This window comes from Azoarcus sp. L1K30 (assembly GCF_018122735.1).
GTDB lineage: Bacteria > Pseudomonadota > Gammaproteobacteria > Burkholderiales > Rhodocyclaceae > Parazoarcus.
This window is the reverse complement of sequence record NZ_JAGRRD010000001.1, coordinates 2,119,374-2,136,123: the sequence shown is the minus strand read 5'-3', so window position 1 is coordinate 2,136,123 and position 16,750 is coordinate 2,119,374. Positions and strand designations below refer to the sequence as shown.

14 protein-coding genes are annotated in these 16,750 nt (G+C 63.3%); 4 read left to right on the top strand and 10 right to left on the bottom strand.

Annotation, left to right across the window (positions count from 1 at the left end; genetic code table 11):
* Positions 1-47: 47 nt before the first annotated feature.
* The 5 genes from J5J83_RS09735 to J5J83_RS09715 all read right to left on the bottom strand — a co-directional run bounded on the left by J5J83_RS09735 (position 48) and on the right by J5J83_RS09715 (position 4,166).
* Positions 48-1,346 (bottom strand): DUF3422 domain-containing protein, encoded by a 1,299-nt coding sequence (locus J5J83_RS09735; protein WP_212348507.1) that lies wholly within the window; start codon positions 1,344-1,346, stop codon positions 48-50.
* Between the two features lie 125 nt (positions 1,347-1,471).
* Positions 1,472-2,050, bottom strand: coding sequence for a YceI family protein (locus tag J5J83_RS09730; protein WP_212348504.1), 579 nt, complete (start codon positions 2,048-2,050; stop codon positions 1,472-1,474).
* A 43-nt stretch (positions 2,051-2,093) separates the two neighbouring features.
* Entirely contained in the window at positions 2,094-2,684 is a 591-nt protein-coding gene (locus J5J83_RS09725) for a YceI family protein (protein ID WP_212348501.1), read from the bottom strand.
* A 64-nt stretch (positions 2,685-2,748) separates the two neighbouring features.
* The gene (locus tag J5J83_RS09720; protein ID WP_249115669.1) at positions 2,749-3,309 is read right to left on the bottom strand and encodes a cytochrome b; all 561 of its coding nucleotides are present in this window, start codon (positions 3,307-3,309) and stop codon (positions 2,749-2,751) included.
* Positions 3,310-3,344: 35 nt separating this feature from the next.
* Entirely contained in the window at positions 3,345-4,166 is an 822-nt protein-coding gene (locus J5J83_RS09715) for a class III extradiol ring-cleavage dioxygenase (RefSeq protein ID WP_212348498.1), read from the bottom strand.
* A gap of 123 nt (positions 4,167-4,289) precedes the next feature.
* On the opposite strand from J5J83_RS09715, the gene J5J83_RS09710 reads away from it, so the two are divergent.
* The 4 genes from J5J83_RS09710 (at position 4,290) to J5J83_RS09695 (ending at position 11,659) form a co-directional block, all read left to right on the top strand.
* Positions 4,290-5,186, top strand: coding sequence for a LysR family transcriptional regulator (locus J5J83_RS09710; RefSeq protein WP_212348495.1), 897 nt, complete (start codon positions 4,290-4,292; stop codon positions 5,184-5,186).
* Positions 5,187-5,313: 127 nt separating this feature from the next.
* On the top strand, positions 5,314-6,432 hold the full coding sequence (locus J5J83_RS09705; protein WP_212348492.1) for a two-component system response regulator: 1,119 nt from the start codon (positions 5,314-5,316) through the stop codon (positions 6,430-6,432).
* A 32-nt stretch (positions 6,433-6,464) separates the two neighbouring features.
* Positions 6,465-8,978 carry a PAS domain-containing hybrid sensor histidine kinase/response regulator gene (locus tag J5J83_RS09700; RefSeq protein WP_212348489.1) on the top strand — a complete coding sequence of 838 codons (2,514 nt, stop codon included), beginning with the start codon at positions 6,465-6,467 and terminating at the stop codon, positions 8,976-8,978.
* A gap of 41 nt (positions 8,979-9,019) precedes the next feature.
* Entirely contained in the window at positions 9,020-11,659 is a 2,640-nt protein-coding gene (locus J5J83_RS09695; RefSeq protein WP_212348486.1) for an EAL domain-containing protein, read from the top strand.
* Here the strand turns inward: J5J83_RS09695 and prpF are convergent.
* The 5 genes from prpF to gap form a co-directional block, all read right to left on the bottom strand.
* Positions 11,649-12,830 (bottom strand): 2-methylaconitate cis-trans isomerase PrpF, encoded by a 1,182-nt coding sequence (prpF, locus tag J5J83_RS09690; protein WP_212348483.1) that lies wholly within the window; start codon positions 12,828-12,830, stop codon positions 11,649-11,651. The genes J5J83_RS09695 and prpF overlap by 11 nt on opposite strands.
* Before the next feature lie 10 nt (positions 12,831-12,840).
* On the bottom strand, positions 12,841-13,881 hold the full coding sequence (locus J5J83_RS09685; protein ID WP_212348480.1) for an RNA methyltransferase: 1,041 nt from the start codon (positions 13,879-13,881) through the stop codon (positions 12,841-12,843).
* A gap of 102 nt (positions 13,882-13,983) precedes the next feature.
* Positions 13,984-14,289, bottom strand: a complete 306-nt coding sequence (locus J5J83_RS09680) for a hypothetical protein (protein WP_212348478.1) — start codon at positions 14,287-14,289, stop codon at positions 13,984-13,986.
* A gap of 335 nt (positions 14,290-14,624) precedes the next feature.
* Positions 14,625-15,677 (bottom strand): class II fructose-bisphosphate aldolase, encoded by a 1,053-nt coding sequence (fba, locus tag J5J83_RS09675; protein WP_212348475.1) that lies wholly within the window; start codon positions 15,675-15,677, stop codon positions 14,625-14,627.
* A 33-nt stretch (positions 15,678-15,710) separates the two neighbouring features.
* Positions 15,711-16,721, bottom strand: coding sequence for a type I glyceraldehyde-3-phosphate dehydrogenase (gene gap / locus J5J83_RS09670; RefSeq protein WP_212348473.1), 1,011 nt, complete (start codon positions 16,719-16,721; stop codon positions 15,711-15,713).
* Between the last annotated feature and the right edge of the window lie 29 nt (positions 16,722-16,750).

Here is a 16,750-nt window from a genome sequence, read left to right as displayed (position 1 = left end):
CCCGGTTTGAGCAAAACGTGATTATAGGTGAGCTGCGCGGCACACACTCAGTGTGCGTGCTCCTTGTCGTCGGTGTTGAGGCTGTTTCTGACCCGGCGCAGGCTGATCGCAACCAGCGTGGCAATGACCGGAATCGAAATGGCGGTGATGACCTCTGGCGTGGCCGGTTCGATGAAGTGTTTGGCGCCCTTCGCTATGTAGTTCACCAATTGCGACGCGTAGTAGGTGATGGCCACCACCGACAGGCCCTCCACCGTTTCCTGCAAGTGCAGTTGAATCTTCGCCCGTCGGTTCATCTGCGCGAGCAGCTCCTGATTCTGGCGTTCGAGCTCGATATCGACACGCGTACGCAGCAGTTGCGAGTTGCGTGCAATCCGGCCGGAGATGTCCTCCTGGCGTCGGGCAATGGTGGCGCAGGTGCTGATGGCCGGGGTCAGCCGGCGTTCCATGAATTCACGTACAGTGGGAAAGCCGGGCAGGCGCACCTCGCGCAGCTCGTCGATGCGCTGTCCGACCAGCCGGTAGTAGGCCGCGGCGGCGCCGAAGCGGAAGGTGGTGCGAGCCACCGAGCGTTCGATTTCGGCAGCCAGCCGGGTGAGGCGGCCGAGCACGGCACGGTCGTCCTCGGTATTGCGCGCCTGCTCGAGTCCATCCATCAGATCCGCGAGTTCGTCCTCCGCACGCGACAGCAGTCGCCCGACCTGCTTTGCCACCGGAAAGGCCAGCAGCGCCATGACGCGGTAGGTTTCGATTTCAACCAGGCGCTGCACCATGCGTCCCGCCTGGCGCGGGGTCAGGCCGGCATCGACCAGCAGGAAACGGGAGAAACCGTCCTCGTGGATGTGAAAGTCGGTGAAGATCCAGCCTGCACCGTCGGCGACCTGCGCGGCGACCAGGGTCTTGCCGTAGGGCGATACCTGCACCATGACCGTGTCGGGAGGGACTTCGCGCACCGCGCGCAACTCGATGTGGGTGGCGGCGACGAGCTGACCGGGAATGTCCTTGCGCCAGCCGGCCGGCACCGCGAGCAGGGCATTGTCGCCGGCGCTGTCCTCGGCGGCGATATGGTGAAAAAAGGTGTAGCTGGAGAACTCGTTGTGCCGCTCCCACTTCAGGCGGAAGGACTCGGCATCGATGAATACGTGGCCGGTCTCGGTTTCGGGGGCGGGAAGGCCGAGCTGCGAGGTCAGCGCCTCGAGATGGAGCGCCTCGCGCCCCGCGCTGCCCTCGTGGTGAAGAAAGGCCAGGTAGGTGACGAACTCGGGCGTCTCGAGCGGCACCGGCGGACGGGCGTGCACCTCGTCATTGAGCGCGTGACGCAGGGGATGTTCGTTGAACAGGGGCATGGCGTCGGTCCAGGGCCTCGTGGCGCCACGGAATGGGCGGGATGCCGCATTCTTGCCCAATGCACGCGCGCATGACAAGCACACGCTGCCGGTTCCGGCCGGCCGCGTGTGCTCTGCGCATGCGATTACTGCTTGATGGCTTCGATCGCGATGTCGAGCGTGACCTCGTCACCGACGTTGGGCGCGTACTTGCCGGCATTGAATTCGCTGCGCTTGATCACCGTCGTGGCATTGGCGCCAATTGCATCCTTTTTCAGGATCGGATGCGGCATGGCCTGGAAGGAGGTGATCGTCAGTGTGACCGGGCGGGTGACACCCTTGATCGTGAGGTTGCCTTCGACACTGACCGGCTTGTCACCCTCGAACACCACGCGGGTCGACTTGAAGGTCGAAGTTGGATGATTTGCCGTGTCGAGGAACTCAGTGCCCTGGATGTGGCCGTCGAACAGTTCGAAGCCGGTATCGACCGACTTCATGTCGATGGTGACATCCACGGCACCGGTTTTGGCCGCCTGGTCGAAGGTGACGGTACCGGTGGTCTTGTTGAAGCGCGAGAGCTGCTTCGAGAAGCCGAAATGGTTGTAGGAAAAACGGGGGAAGGTGTGGGTGCCGTCGATGGTGTAGTGCTCGGGTGCAGCATGCGCGGATGCGGCCAGCACGGTGAATGGCAGGGTGAAGGCGAGTGCGGCAAGGGTCTTGTTCATGGTGTGGTCCTGTCTTGCGTGGAGTGGATGGATGGGGGTGGATCTACTTTTCGCCCTGCAGGGCGCGTAAGTCGAAATTGATGCGAATGTCGTTGGCGACGATGGAGGTATCGGCCCATTCGCCTTCACCGATGGCGAAGTCGTTGCGCTTGAGCGCAAAGCCGCCACGCACGGTGGCCGCCTTGCCGTCGGGTTTGAAGGTAAACGGCGCGGTGACCTTACGGGTCTTGCCCTTGATCGTGAGCGTGCCCGCGACTTCGTAACGATCGCCGCCAAGCGCCTTGAATTCGGTCGATTCGAAGTGTGCGACCGGATGCGCGGCGGTATTGAACCAGGTCTTGGTCTTGACCTCGTCGTTGCCTTCGGCCGAACCGGTGTCGATGCTCGCGACCTGGATGTCGAGCGCGGCGCGCGCGTCGGCAAGGCGGGCAGGATCGAACTTGATGGCCGCACTGAAGCGGTCGAAGGCGCCGTCCATGCCTACGCCCATCTGGGTGTACTGGAACAGCACGCGGCTGGTTGACGGATCGATCGAGGTGTATTCGGCGGCGCTGCTTGTGCCGACGGTGCCGAGCGCGAGCAGCGCCGCGGCGGTCACGCCGCGTAACGCATGGATGAATTGATGTTCTTTCATGTTTGTCCTTTCGGGGCTGCGATTTGATGATCCGTGACGTTCGGATCCGTGCCGTTCGTGTTGATCAGGGCGGGTTGCCGTGCCCGCCTGGGAGCATCCTGCGCAGGATGTCGTCGCGGTCCACGAAGTGATGTTTCAGCGCCGCTGCAATGTGGCCGAGGATCAGGGCTGCGAGCGTCAGGTTGAGCGTTTCATGCACCGCCTGCAGGAGGTCGCCGAGTTCCGTATTTTTGGCCACCAGGTCTGGCAGGGGCAGGATGCCGAACCACACTGTCTGAAAGCCCTTGGCTGAACTCATCAGCCAACCGCTCAGTGGAATCGCCAGCATCAGGACGTAAAGCGCAACATGCGTCGTATGAGCAAGTGCGCGCACGTGGGCAGGCATGTGCTGCGGCAGTGACGGTGCAGGGTGTGTGATGCGCCAGGCGAGACGGACCAGAATCAGCATGAACAGGCTGATGCCCGCCCATTTGTGCCATGAATAGAGCTTGAGCTTGAACGGTGAGAGGGGGAGTTCGTGCATGTACAGCCCGAGCGCAAAGGCGCCGGTCAGCCCGAGCGCCACGAGCCAGTGCAGGGCAATTGCGGTGCGAGTGTAGGTGGAAGGCATGGTGTCAGCTTTCATTGGTCTGTGGTCTTTCGGTATGTCGGGGTCGAGGTTCAATCGAATACGTCGGCCAGTGGCATGTCCTGGGCAAGGCCGAACATGAAGGCATCCATCGACAGTACGCCGTGTGTGAGCCCGCCCTGGATGCGCCGGCTATGCACCCAGTCGGGCCCGGCTGCGCCGATTGCCGCGAAGAGGGGCAGGAGGTGTTCGTCCGTCGGATGCGCACGTGCAGCAAACGGAGCCCGTGTGCGGTAGTCCAGCAGGTCGCCGAGCGCGCCGTCATGAATTCGGCCCCACACCCATTCCGCAAAGGTCGATGCATAGTTTTCGACGCTGCGATCGGCATCCGGTTCTGCGCGAAAGTCGTGCAGGTTGTGGGTGAGGCTGCCGGAGGCGATGAACAGGATGTTCCGCTCGCGCAGGGTGTGCAGGGCCTGCCCCAGTTCGAGCAGCGCCAGTGGCGCGGGTACGGCGGGTTGCGATAGCTGGATCACTGGGATGTCGGCATCGGGATACAGATGCATCAGGGGAACCCAGGCACCGTGGTCGCGGCCTCGAATGGGGTCGGCGGTCGCTTCGATGCCACGGTGGGCGAGCACTGTGATGATCTCCGCGGCCACCTCCGGTGCGGCTGGCGCCGGATACCGCAACGCATACAGTTCGCGCGGAAAACCGCCAAAATCGTGGATCGTTTCCAGTTCGACGCCATTGAGTACGCGCAGGCCGCGGGTCATCCAGTGCGGCGACATGACAACCACTGCCCGCGGACGTGGCAGGGCGCGCCCCAGTGCGCCGAGGCGGGGACCGAGCACGCCCGGTTCAAGGGCGAACATCGGCGAGCCGTGTGAAATGAAAAGGGTAGGCAGCGACATCAAGGGCTCCTCACGGTCACAACGTGACAGGACAGGCAGTGACAGCAGTGTATTGTTGACGTGAAAATCGATAAATGCGTTTACGGTTGATTTACTGTTGCGAAATTCGAGACAATTTGCGTCATGGACCGATTTCGAGAGATGAGCTGCTTTGTTGCTGTTGTGGAGGCCGGTAGCTTTGTCGCCGCCGGGGACGAACTGCGCCTGTCGAAGGCCGCGGTATCGCGCAGCGTGATGGAGCTCGAAACCCGGCTAGGCGCGCGCCTGCTCCAGCGCACCACGCGGCGCCTGTCCCTGACCGAGGCGGGTCGCGCCTTCTACGGGCACTGCAAGCAGATCCTGGGGGATGTGGACGAGGCCGAGCAGGTTGTCGGGGTTGTGAGCGGCAACCCGGTCGGACGGCTGCGCATCAATGCGCCGTTTTCTTTCGGCATCCTGCAATTGGCGCCGCTTTGGGGTGGCTTCATGACCGAGTATCCGGATGTCGAGCTAGACATCACGCTGAGCGACCGTCTGGTCGACGTGGTCGAAGAGGGATTCGATGTCGTCATCCGCATCAGTCGGCTGCAGGATTCGACGCTGGTGCACCGGCGCCTCGCATCGACACGCATCCTGCTTTGTGCCAGCCCCGAGTATCTGGCCCGGTACGGCCATCCCGCCGCGGTCGAGGATATTGCGCGTCATCAGGTCATTGCCTACACCTATGCGGCGTGGGGCGATGTGTGGCGTTTCACCACGGAAGACGGTGTGCGAGAGGTGCAGACCCGGCCACATGTGCGCAGCAACAACGGCGACACCTGCCTTGCCCTGGCGCTGGCGCATCAAGGCTTGATCCTCCAGCCGGACTTCATTGTCGGCGGTGATCTGGCCGCCGGTCGTCTGGTGCAGGTTTTGCCGCAGTGCACACCGGCGCAGATCGACGTGTATGCGGTATATCCATCACGCAAGCATCTCTCGGTCAAGGTCCGGGTGCTGGTGGATTATCTGGCCGAGGCGCTCGACAGAACCGCGTGGGCCTAGTCGGGTGCGTGCGTCAAGGTGGTGTTTCCCTCGCAACAGGCGGGTTTTTCGCGCACGTCTTGATGATAGAGTCTTGAGTGGCCGCCACGCCTGACCGCCACCGACCGAGATCCGCGGACAAGAACAGATGAACGATCCTTTATGCAAGAGCCCGGACAGCGAACCGGGTGCCACCATCCTGATTGTCGACGATGTGCCGGACAATCTCGCGGTGTTAGGCGCCCTGTTGCAACCGAAGTACACTGTTCTTGCCGCCCCGTCGGGCGCGCGTGCGCTCGAGATCGCTGCGCAGCAGCCGCCACCCGATCTCATCCTGCTCGACGTAATGATGCCCGACATCGATGGCTACGAGGTGCTGTCGCGCTTGCGTCAGCAAGCCAGCACGCGCGACACGCCGGTGATCTTCCTGACCGCACTCGATGATCCGGCAGAAGAAGCGCGCGGGCTCGAGTTGGGGGCCACTGACTACATCTCGAAGCCCATCCGCCCGGCCATCGTACTGAGCCGTGTCGGCAACCAGATGGATGTCATTCGTGCCCGCAATGTACTGCGCGACCAGAACCGCGCACTCGAAGCCGAAGTCGCACGCAGAATGGCTGACAACGATCGTACCGAGCTGGTAACGATTCGCGCCTTGGCACACTTGGCGGAAACTCGTGACCCGGAGACCGGTAACCACATCCTGCGCACGCAGGCCTATGTGCGTGCCCTGGCGATGCGGCTGCAGAGGCACCCGGATTTCTCGCCGTTGCGCGATGATCTCTACGTCGAGTTGCTGGTGCGCTCGGCGCCGCTACACGACATCGGCAAGGTCGGCATTCCGGATAATATCCTGCTCAAGCCAGGGCCATTGGATGCCGCGGAATGGGCCGTGATGAAGACGCACGCGCGACTCGGTGCCGAGGCCATCGAACTGGCCGAGCGCGATATCGACCAACCCGTACCGTTTCTTGCCCTCGCCAAGGAAATTGCGCGCTGGCACCACGAGCGCTGGGATGGGACGGGCTACCCGGACGGGCTTGGTGGTCGGGACATACCGGTCTCCGCCCGACTGATGGCCATCGCGGACGTATTCGATGCGCTGATCTCCCGCCGCACCTACAAGGCCGCGATGAGCTTCGAACAGGCGCGAGGCTTGATCGAGGCAGGCAGGGCGAAGCATTTCGATCCCGCCGTGGTCGACGCCTTCGTAAACGGATTCGACGAGTTTGTCGCGATTGCAAACACCTATCGAGACGGGGCGTGACCGGGTGAGCGGGGGAGCAGAAGGCGAAGAAAATGGGGCTTGACGCACACGCGTCGACCGATGCGAAACGAATCCGGCGTGCAGTCTGGCGCGTGGTGCTGCCCTATGCCGTGTTCGCCTGTCTGTGGATCGTCCTGTCCGATCGAGCCTTGAGCCTGTTGCCAGGTGGCGACAGTGCTTGGTTGCAGACCTTCAAGGGCTGGTTCTTCGTGCTCGTGACATCCGGCCTGCTCTATGGCGTCGTCCATGACATGTTGCGACGGATCACGGAAGCTGACCGTCGTCGGCTCGAAGAGCAGTCGGACAAGCTGCATGCCTTGAGCCTGCTCGATGCGATTGCCGAGGGTTCGAGCGACGCCATCTTCGCCAAGGACGACCGCGGACGTTATCTGCTGTTCAACCGTGCAGCGTCCGGATATACCGGTTGGTCGAGCGACGAAGTCCTGGGCCGGGACGACACGACGGTGCTCGGTCCCGAGCAGGCCACCCGCATCATGGAGAACGACCGCCTCGTGATCGATCGTGGCGAAGTGATCACGTTTGAAGAGTCCGTGCATTCGATTGCTGGCGAATTTACCTTTCTTGCTACCAAGGGGCCCTTGCGCGGCGCTGACGGCAAGGTGATCGGGATATTCGGCATCTCGCGCGACATCACGGCGATGAAGGCGGCGGAGTATGAGCTTCGCAAATTGTCACTGGCGGTCGAACAGAGCCCCGAAGCCATCGTCATCACTGATCTCGACGGCAGGGTCGAATACGTCAATAGCGCGTTTTCCGCTCACAGTGGTTACCAACAGGCAGACATGCAGGGAAAGTCCGCGAGTGCCCTGGGCAGGGAATACACTGCGCCCGAGGTGTTCGATGGATTGTGGGATTCGCTCCGGGCCGGGCAGATCTGGAACGGCGAGTTCGTCAATCAGCGCGCAGATGGCAGCACCTACGTTGTATCGGCTAAGGTGGTGCCGATTCGGCAGATGGATGGTCGGATATCGAACTACCTCTCCATCCAGGAAGATATTACTGAAAAGAAGCGTCTTGCCGCGGAGCTGGACCAATATCGCCGGGATCTGGAAGTTCTCGTGGCCAGCCGCACCCGTGAGCTGAGTGCGGCCACGGCGCGTGCAGAGGCGGCGAACAGGGCCAAGAGCGACTTTCTCGCCAACATGAGCCACGAGATCCGCACGCCGATGAATGCCGTGATCGGCCTTATTCATCTGCTGCGCGAAGATCGCCCGGCTCCGCACCAGGTCGAGCGGCTCAGCCGCATCGACAACGCCGCGAATCACCTGTTGCGCATCATCAACAATATCCTCGACCTGTCAAAGGTCGAATCGGGGCAGCTTCAGCTCGAGGATGTGGCGTTCAAGCTGAGCGGCGTCTTCGAACATGTCATGTCGCTCGTCGCCGAGCAGGCCCGAAGCAAGAGGATTCGCCTGTACGCGGATCCTGCATTGACAGACCTGCAGCTGCGTGGCGACGAGCTTCGCCTGCGCCAGGCGCTGCTCAACTACGTGTCGAACGCGGTCAAATTCACCGATTATGGGTCGGTCGTGATCCGTGCTGAGGTGGTGGAGGATCGCGGCAATGCACTCTTGCTCAGGTTCGAGGTCAGGGATACCGGGGTTGGTGTCCCTGCCGATACATTGCCGCGGTTGTTCGAGGCCTTCGAGCAGGTTGACGCGTCCACCTCGCGACGCTATGGCGGGTCGGGTCTCGGACTGGCCATCACGCGCAGCCTTGCGCAGCTCATGGGGGGCGAGGCCGGTGCCGACAGCGAACCTGGACGCGGCAGCGCCTTCTGGTTCACCGCGCTGTTCGGACGTGGTTCGCAATCGCCTGCGGTTCCGACCGCCAAGAGCCGTTCAGCGGCGATACAGTTGCGCGCCCGTCAGGGCGGCACCTACGTGTTGCTGTGCGACGATGACGCCGTGAGCCGCGCGGTCACGCTCGACGTGCTCGCGGGTGCGGGTATCCGGGTCGATGCCGTGGGCAGCGGACTCGAGGTGGTCGAGCGGTGCCGCCACGCGAACTACGATCTGGTCCTGATGGACATCCACATGGCCGACATGAACGGGTTCGACGCAACCCGCGTCCTTCGCGAACAGGTGTTCGATCGCCATGTCCCCATCCTTGCCTTGACCGCATTCGTCTTCGAAGCGGACAAGCGCGCCTGCTTCGCTGCCGGAATGGACGATTTCATCGCGAAGCCGGTCGATCCTGACGTCCTGTTTGCGACCCTGCTGCGCTGGCTTCCCGAAGCCGGCGACGTTTGCCCGGGACTCGTTCAGCCGTCGGCACCCGCCTTGTTCGATGTCGCCGCTGCCGATGCCGGCAATGCGGCACTGGTCGAGATGCGGAGCCTGCTCGGCGCGGCCAACATGCGCGCCAGCCAGTTGCTTGAAACGGAACGGCCATTGTTCGTCTCCGTACTCGGTACCGACTACGCGCGCTTCGAACGCCACATGCGCGCCTTCCGCTATGCCGAGGCGCTGGCCTTGTTGCTGCAGCACATGCCCGCAGGTGTGGTCGATGAGGGAACGGGGTAAGGTGCAGGGCATGCGAATGACTGTTCGGAGATCTGGCTGACGTGGATTCCAGACGCCTTGCCGTTTCATTGCGCAAAACCATATTGGTGCGGGCGCTGCTGCTTGTCGGCGTCAGTTCGCTCGTCGTCACGCTTGGTTTTATCGCGCTTGGCTTGTTGCCCGTGCTCGAGCGGGTCGCCGCAAGCGAATTCCAGCTTGCAACCGAACGCGTGGAAGCCCGCTTGCGGCAGACGTTCGAGCCGCAGGAGCGATTGCTGGAAATCAGCGCAGGCTGGTTTGGCGGCAGGGCGCCGGACGTTGATGACCCCGCACCGTTCAATCGTTATTTCATGCCCTTGCTGTCTGCATCGCCCTACGTCACCTCGATCGTTGCGGGCACCTCGAGCGGTCAGGGATGGATGCTGCTGCAGCGACCGGACGGAGGGTGGCGCAACCGCCTGACAGATATCCCGAACCGGGGGACACTGCAGCACTTTGTCGATATTTCGGCCGATGGCGGCGCTACCAGCAGATGGGAGCGTGTGGACTATGATCCTCGCTCGCGACCCTGGTTCGTCGGCGCAGTGTCGGGCGCGTCACCCGGCTCGGTGCACTGGACGCGACCCTATACCTTCTTCACCACGGGCGATCCTGGCATCACGGTTTCACTGCGCAATATGTTGAGCGACGGCAGTGACTTCGTCATCGGCTTCGACCTGATGTTGCGCGACCTGTCGTTGACCACGATCGGCGCACGGGTGGGCGAACACGGCATGGCGCTGATCGTTACCGACGATGGTCTCGTCCTCGGCCTGCCGAATCGTCCCGAAGGTTTGAGCGCGGCTGCGTGGTTCAAGCGGGTGCTGCAGCCGGCGGATACGCTCGGTGTCGATGTGGTCTCCGCCGCGGTGGCGGAATGGTCCCATGCAGATGGCAAACCGTTTCGTGTGCGCAGGTTCGTTTCCGGCGATGAGCGCTGGCTGCTCAGCGCGCAGCCTTACGCGCTGGGGGCGCAGTCGTTGTGGGTGCTGGTCTTCGCGCCCGCTTCGGACTTCGCCCCGCGATGGTCGACGTTGGCGCTTGCGCTTGGCGGTGGCCTTGTGCTGGTGCTGGCGACGGCGGCGATCGTTGCCCATGCCCAGGCACGTAATATCGCGGAACCGCTGGAAACACTGGCTGAATCGAGCAAGCGGATCGGCGCGCTGGACTTCAATGCGTCGGCGCCGATATCCAGCCCGATCGCGGAGATTGCGCAATTGGCGCAGGCGCAGGAGAGCATGCGCGAGATGCTGCAACGCAATCAGATGGCCTTGCGCGACCATGCCGAGCGCCTCAATGCCCAGGTCAGGGAGCTCAAGGATGCCGAGGACCGCATCAATACGCTGGCATTCTTCGATCCGCTCACCGGTCTGCCAAACCGTCGTCTGCTCGGCGATCGGCTGCAGCGTGCGCTGACCCACAGCACCCGCAGCGGTCAGCGTGGTGCCCTGCTGTTTCTGGATCTGGACAACTTCAAGACACTCAACGACACACTGGGGCATGACCTCGGCGATCTCCTGTTGAAGGAAGTTGCCAGCCGTCTGCTGGCCGCGGTGCGCGAGGGCGACACCGTGGCGCGTCTGGGGGGGGACGAGTTCGTCGTTATCGTCGAGGGGCTGAGCGCGCAGGAGGACGAAGCCACGGCGCAGACGAAGGCGATCGGTGCCAAGATTCTCGAGTCCCTCAATCAGCCCTACGGACTCGGCGGCAACCAGGCCGTAAGTGCCGCCAGCATCGGCGCAACCTTGTTCGCCGGACACGATACTGGCACCGACGAACTCTTCAAACGGGCCGACCTGGCGATGTATCACGCGAAGTCGGATGGTCGCAACCGCCTGAGCTTCTTTGGCCTCGCGATGCAGACGCGGCTCAGTGAGCGCGCAGCACTCGAGTCGGATCTGCGCGACGCGCTTGCGCTGGGGCAGTTGTCGCTGCATTTTCAGCCTCAGGTCAACGCTGCAGGGCGCTGGCTGGGTGTGGAGGCGCTCTTGCGTTGGCAGCATCCGCAGCGCGGCATGGTATCGCCGCTCAGTTTCATCGGCGTGGCCGAAGAGAGCGGCCTGATTCTGGAAATGGGCCATTGGGTGCTGCGCTCGGCCTGCAGCCATCTCGCCGCGTGGGCGAATGATCCGGCACTGGCGTCGCTTGCCATCTCGGTCAATGTCAGTGCGCGCCAGTTCCATCACCCTGAATTCTGCGACGAGGTCATGACTGCGTTGTCGCAGGCGGGCGCACGGCCCGAACTGCTGCGTCTGGAACTGACCGAGAGTCTGCTGCTTGAGGATGCCGAAACCGTGATCGCGCGCATGCGCGTCTTGCGTGAGCGCGGGGTCAGATTCTCGCTCGATGATTTCGGTACCGGCTATTCGTCATTGTCCTATCTCAAACGGCTTCCCCTGACCGAGCTCAAGATCGACAAGTCCTTCGTACGTGATGTACTGATCGATCCTAACGATGCCGCGATCGCGCAGACGGTGATTGCGCTGGGGCACACGATGGGCCTGAGCGTGATTGCCGAAGGCGTGGAAACGGAAGCGCAGCGCAGTTTCCTCGAGCAGGCGGGCTGCGATGCCTATCAGGGCTACCTGTTCGGCCGTCCGATGCCAGCAGAGGCGCTCGAGGCGATGGCCCGGCGAACAACCGAGGCCGGATTCATCGGCTAGATCGGGACTGACCACTGGCGGCACGGAGCATCGAGGACGGTACGCCGACGACACCGTCCATCAGCATGCGCGCGCTGCGGGTCATGACTGCTTTCCCGATTTTCCAGGCGGTGCCGTCACGTACCGCTTCCACCTCGACCAGTGTGCGCCCCGAAGGCTGGCCGATCCGGATCGGGCCGGGGCGGACATCGCGTACGTGCGCTGCGGCAAGGGTGCCCGGTACCGCCACAGCGGCCGCGATGGCGATCGCCGCGGTGCCGGGAATGGCATGATGGAACAGTCCCATCGACAGCACCCGGCAAGCCAGGTCGGTGTCGGCGGTGTCGAACGTGTGGCCGCTGGCAGCACGAAATGCACACGGCGCATCCACAATCGCGAGTTTGGGCGTGTGTCCGCGCGCACTGGCTTCTGCCACGCTGGTGGCAAGCCCCATGGCCATCGCACCCGCGATGCGGATCTGTTCGCAGCGCGCCAGCAGGTCCTGCTGCACATTGAGTACGGCCTGCGGTGCGCTGCAGTCGACGCCGAGCACGGTGGCATCGACCAGCACCATCGGGTTGCCGGCGCTGATCAGGGTGACCGGTATCGAACCTGCTGCGGTGTGCAGATGCTCGAGTGTCCGCCCGGATGGAAACAGCCCCGCGGCGCCACTGCCGGCGGGGTCGATGAATTCGAGCCGGATCTCGGCACTGGAAAAGGCGACACCATCGAGAACGAAGTCTCCATGCTCGACCACTTCGCCGCCCTGCATCGGGATATAGGCGACAATGGTCTTGCCGATGTTCGCCTGCCAGATGCGGACGGTGGCGATGCCGTCCGATGGCGTTCGAATCAGGCCACGACTGATCGCGAATGGACCGACCGCGGCCGTAAGGTTGCCGCAGTTGCCCGACCAGTCGATGTGCCCGCCATCGATCGGCACCTGACCGAACAGATAGTCCACGTCGTGGCCTGGGCGGGACGACGCCGACACGATGACGACCTTGCTGGTGCTCGAGGTGGCGCCACCAAGTCCGTCGATCTGCTTTCCATACGGATCCGGGCTGCCGATCAGGCGCATCAGCAGCGCGTCGCGTATCGCTGGCGTGAGCGGCAGGTCGTCGGTCAGCAGGAACAGACCCTTGCTCGTGCCGCCGCGCATCCAGGCGGCTGGAATGCGATCCTGTCTCATGATCCGCGCCTCAGGCCCTGGTTTCCACGATTGTGGCAGGACGTCGGCGATCGATGCGAATCGAACGTGCGCGCAACTGCCCGCACCCGGCATCGACGTCCTGTCCGGCGGACTGGCGCAACTTGGTCAGCACGCCGCGTCGATGCAGCCAGCGCCCGAGTTCGGTTGCCCGCGCCGGCGATGGGCGGCGAAAGTCGAGTTCGGCCACGGTGTTGTAGGGGATCAGGTTCATGATCGCGTACTTGCCCCTGAGCAGGCGGACGATGCCTTCCATCTCGTCCTCACTGTCGTTTACGCCCTCTATCAGTGTCCATTGATACTGGATCGGATAGCCGCTTGCGCGCGCATAGACCTCGCCGAGCGTGACAAGCTCCTCGGGGCTGATGCGCGGCGCGCGCGGCAGCAGTTTCGCGCGCATGTCGGCGATGCTCGAATGCAGCGAGAGCGCCAGCGCAGGCTTGACCGTCATCTTCGGCAGGCGTTCGAAGACCCGTGCGTCGCCCACCGTGGAGAACACCAGGTTCTTGTGCCCGATACCGCCGAGGGTGCCGAGAAATTCGATGGCATCGACGACGTTGTCGATGTTGTGCGCAGGTTCACCCATGCCCATGAACACCACCTTTTTCACAGGGCGCATGCTGCGCGCGAGCACCACTTGGGCAACGATCTCGGCACTGCCGAGTTGGCGCAGAAGGCCGTCCTTGCCCGTCATGCAGAACAGGCAACCCACCGCACAGCCGATCTGGCTAGATACGCACAGGCCGTCGCGTGGCAACAACACGCTTTCCACGCTCTGTCCGTCGGCCAGGTCCACCAGCAGTCTGGACGAGCCGTCCTCGCCCGGATGCTCGCTGCGCAGGCGGGCGAGCCCTTCGAGTTCGGTCATCAGTGCGGGGACGATATCGCGAACACTTTGTGGCAGGAAATGTTCGGCAGGACGTCGTCCGCCATCGAGCGCCCGGCGCTGAACCCAGGCGCGCAAGACGCGTTGCTCATGGCAGGCGAGTGCACCGGAATTGAAGAGGCGGGTGGAAATCTGATCGAGTCGCATGGCGACCGGAATGCTAGCACTGGCCCGCTCGCCGCGGACAAGAAAAAACCCCGACGGCGACCCGTCGGGGTTTGGGGTGATGCAGTCCAGCAGGGGGGTGAATTACTTCGCCAGGCCCTGGAATTTGGACATGGCAGCCTGGCTCACTTCGGTGGCCAGTGCGGTGAAGGCTTCGCCCTGAGCTTGCAGAAGCTTGAACAGCGCGGTGTTGGCGTCGACGTTGAAGCGAACCAGCTCCTCCGGCGTCTTCAGCTTGGTGGCCTTCTGGGCTTCAGCCTGGAAGAAGGCCATCAGCTCTTCGCTGGCCTTCTTCTGCAGTTCGATGGACTTGCCGATGGTCTGAGCCTGGACAGCCATAAGGGCTTGAACAGCTTCGATCGGGTTCTGGAAATCGGGTTTTGCGGCCATGGTGTTCCTCCGGTGGTTATGTTGCGGTGCACAATAACCATGACTCTACGCCCTTCAGCCGCATTGTCAAATGTTTTTTTCCCCAAATTCATTTGCCGTGTCTCCGGACGGCCGAGCGAGATGCGGGTTGTTCCCCCCCAAGCCTCAGGCGGGTTGATCGAGAGTGTGCGGGCCGATTGTTGCGGTCTCATTTGTCCATTCCGATCGGTGCGCACCGGGCGGATGATGGCAGGTGCGGAGCCGCATGCCGGCGCCAGAAAGTGGTGCCCCGTATCGGCTGGATACGGGACACCCAAGCCCGGAAGGGGCAGGGAAAATCGAGACCCGGGACGCGTTCAAGCGGCGCGCTTGAGCACGTAGCGGCGCGCAAATGCCTCGAGTGGCAAGGGTTTGATCCGGCTGCCCTGTCCGGCGCAGCCGAAGGCTTCGAAGCGATCCCTGCAGATGCCCTCGGCTGCCACCCGCGCCGCCTTGAAGAATTTGCGGGGGTCGAACTCCTTGCGATCGGTATCGACCAGACGGCGGATGGCGCCACTCATGGCCAGACGCAGGTCGGTATCGATGTTGATCTTGCGCACACCGTGGCGGATGCCTTCAACGATGGCGTCGACCGGCACGCCGTAGGTCTCGCTGATGTCGCCACCGTGCTCGCGAATGATGGCGAGCCATTCCTGCGGTACGCTGCTCGAGCCGTGCATGACCAGGTGGGTGTCCGGAATACTCCGATGGATGGCGGCGATCCGTTCGATGGCGAGAATGTCCCCGGTCGGCGGGCGGGAGAATTTCCATGCGCCGTGACTGGTGCCGATTGCGACTGCAAGGGCGTCGACGCCGGTGGCGGCGACGAAGGCTGCGGCTTCGAGTGGGTCGGTCAGCATCTGGGTGTGGTCCAGCGTGCCTTGTGCGCCGACGCCGTCCTCCTCGCCGGCCTGCCCGGTCTCCAGCGAGCCGAGACAGCCGAGCTCGCCTTCCACGGAGACCCCGACTGCGTGTGCCATGTCCACGACGCGACGGGTGACATCGACGTTGTAGTCGTAGCTCGCCGGTGTCTTCATGTCATCTAGCAGAGAACCATCCATCATTACGCTGGTGAAGCCGGCGCGGATCGACTGCTGGCAGATGGCCGGACTGGCGCCGTGGTCCTGGTGCAGGCAGACCGGGACGTCCGGCCACTGCTCCACCGCCGCTTCCACCATCTTCTTGAGGAAGGCTTCGCCGGCATAGCCGCGGGCGCCGGCCGACGCCTGCAGGATGACCGGACTGTCGGTCGCGGCGGCCGCCAGCATGATGGCCTGAATCTGTTCCATGTTATTGATGTTGAAGGCGGGGATGCCGTAGTCGTGAGCGGCGGCATGGTCGAGCAGCTGTCGCAGGGAAATCATGGCCATCGGGTTGTCTCCTTGGCGGTTTGTGGGCAGGGCTCAGTCGGCTTGCGTCATGGCGCACGCGGTGTCGAGCATGCGGTTGGAGAACCCCCATTCGTTGTCGTACCAGGCCGTGACGGTGACGAGATCGTCGTCGACCTTGGTCAGGGTGGCGTCGAACAGACTCGAGTGCGGGTTGTGGTTGAAGTCGCAGGACACCAATGGCAGATCGTTGATGCCGAGAATGCCGCGCAAGCTTCCATGGGCGGCTTCGCGGACGAGGTCGTTGACTTCGCCGACACTGGTGTGGCGCGATGCGGCGAAGGTGAAGTGGGTGAACGAGACATTCGGCGTGGGTACGCGCATGGCGTAGCCGTCGAGCTTGCCGGCCAGTTCGGGCAGCACCAGGCCGACCGCGGCGGCGGCGCCCGTCCTGGTCGGGATCAACGACTGGGTGGCGGAGCGGGCGCGACGCAGGTCGGTATGATGAACGTCGATCAGCACCTGGTCGTTGGTGTAGGAATGGACCGTCACCATGTGACCGCGCACGATGCTCAGCGGGCGATGGAGCGCGAAGGCGAGCGGGGCGAGGCAGTTGGTGGTACAGCTTGCGTTCGACACCACACGATGGCTGCGGCGCAGGATGTGATCATTGACGCCATACACGATGGTGGCGTCGACGTCGTCCCCACCCGGGGCCGAGATCAGCACCTTGTGCGCGCCGGCAGCCAGATGGGCCCCGGCCTTGTCGCGCGAAGTGAAGAGCCCGGTGCATTCGAGCACGACGTCGATCCCCAGTTGCTGCCATGGCAGGCGTGCCGGGTCGCGCTCGGCAAACACCCGGATGGTGTCGCCCGCCACCGCCATGCTGCCCTCACCGACCTCCACCGAGTGTGGAAAGGGGCCGTGAATGCTGTCGAAACGGGTGAGATGGGCGTTGGTGTCGGGACTGCCCAGATCGTTGATGGCGACGATCTCGATGTCGTGCCGTTTGCCGCTTTCGTAGTGGGCACGCAGCACGTTGCGGCCGATGCGCCCATAGCCGTTGATGGCGACTCTGATGCTCATGGTGTCTCCTCGAGTGATGTGATCCGGTG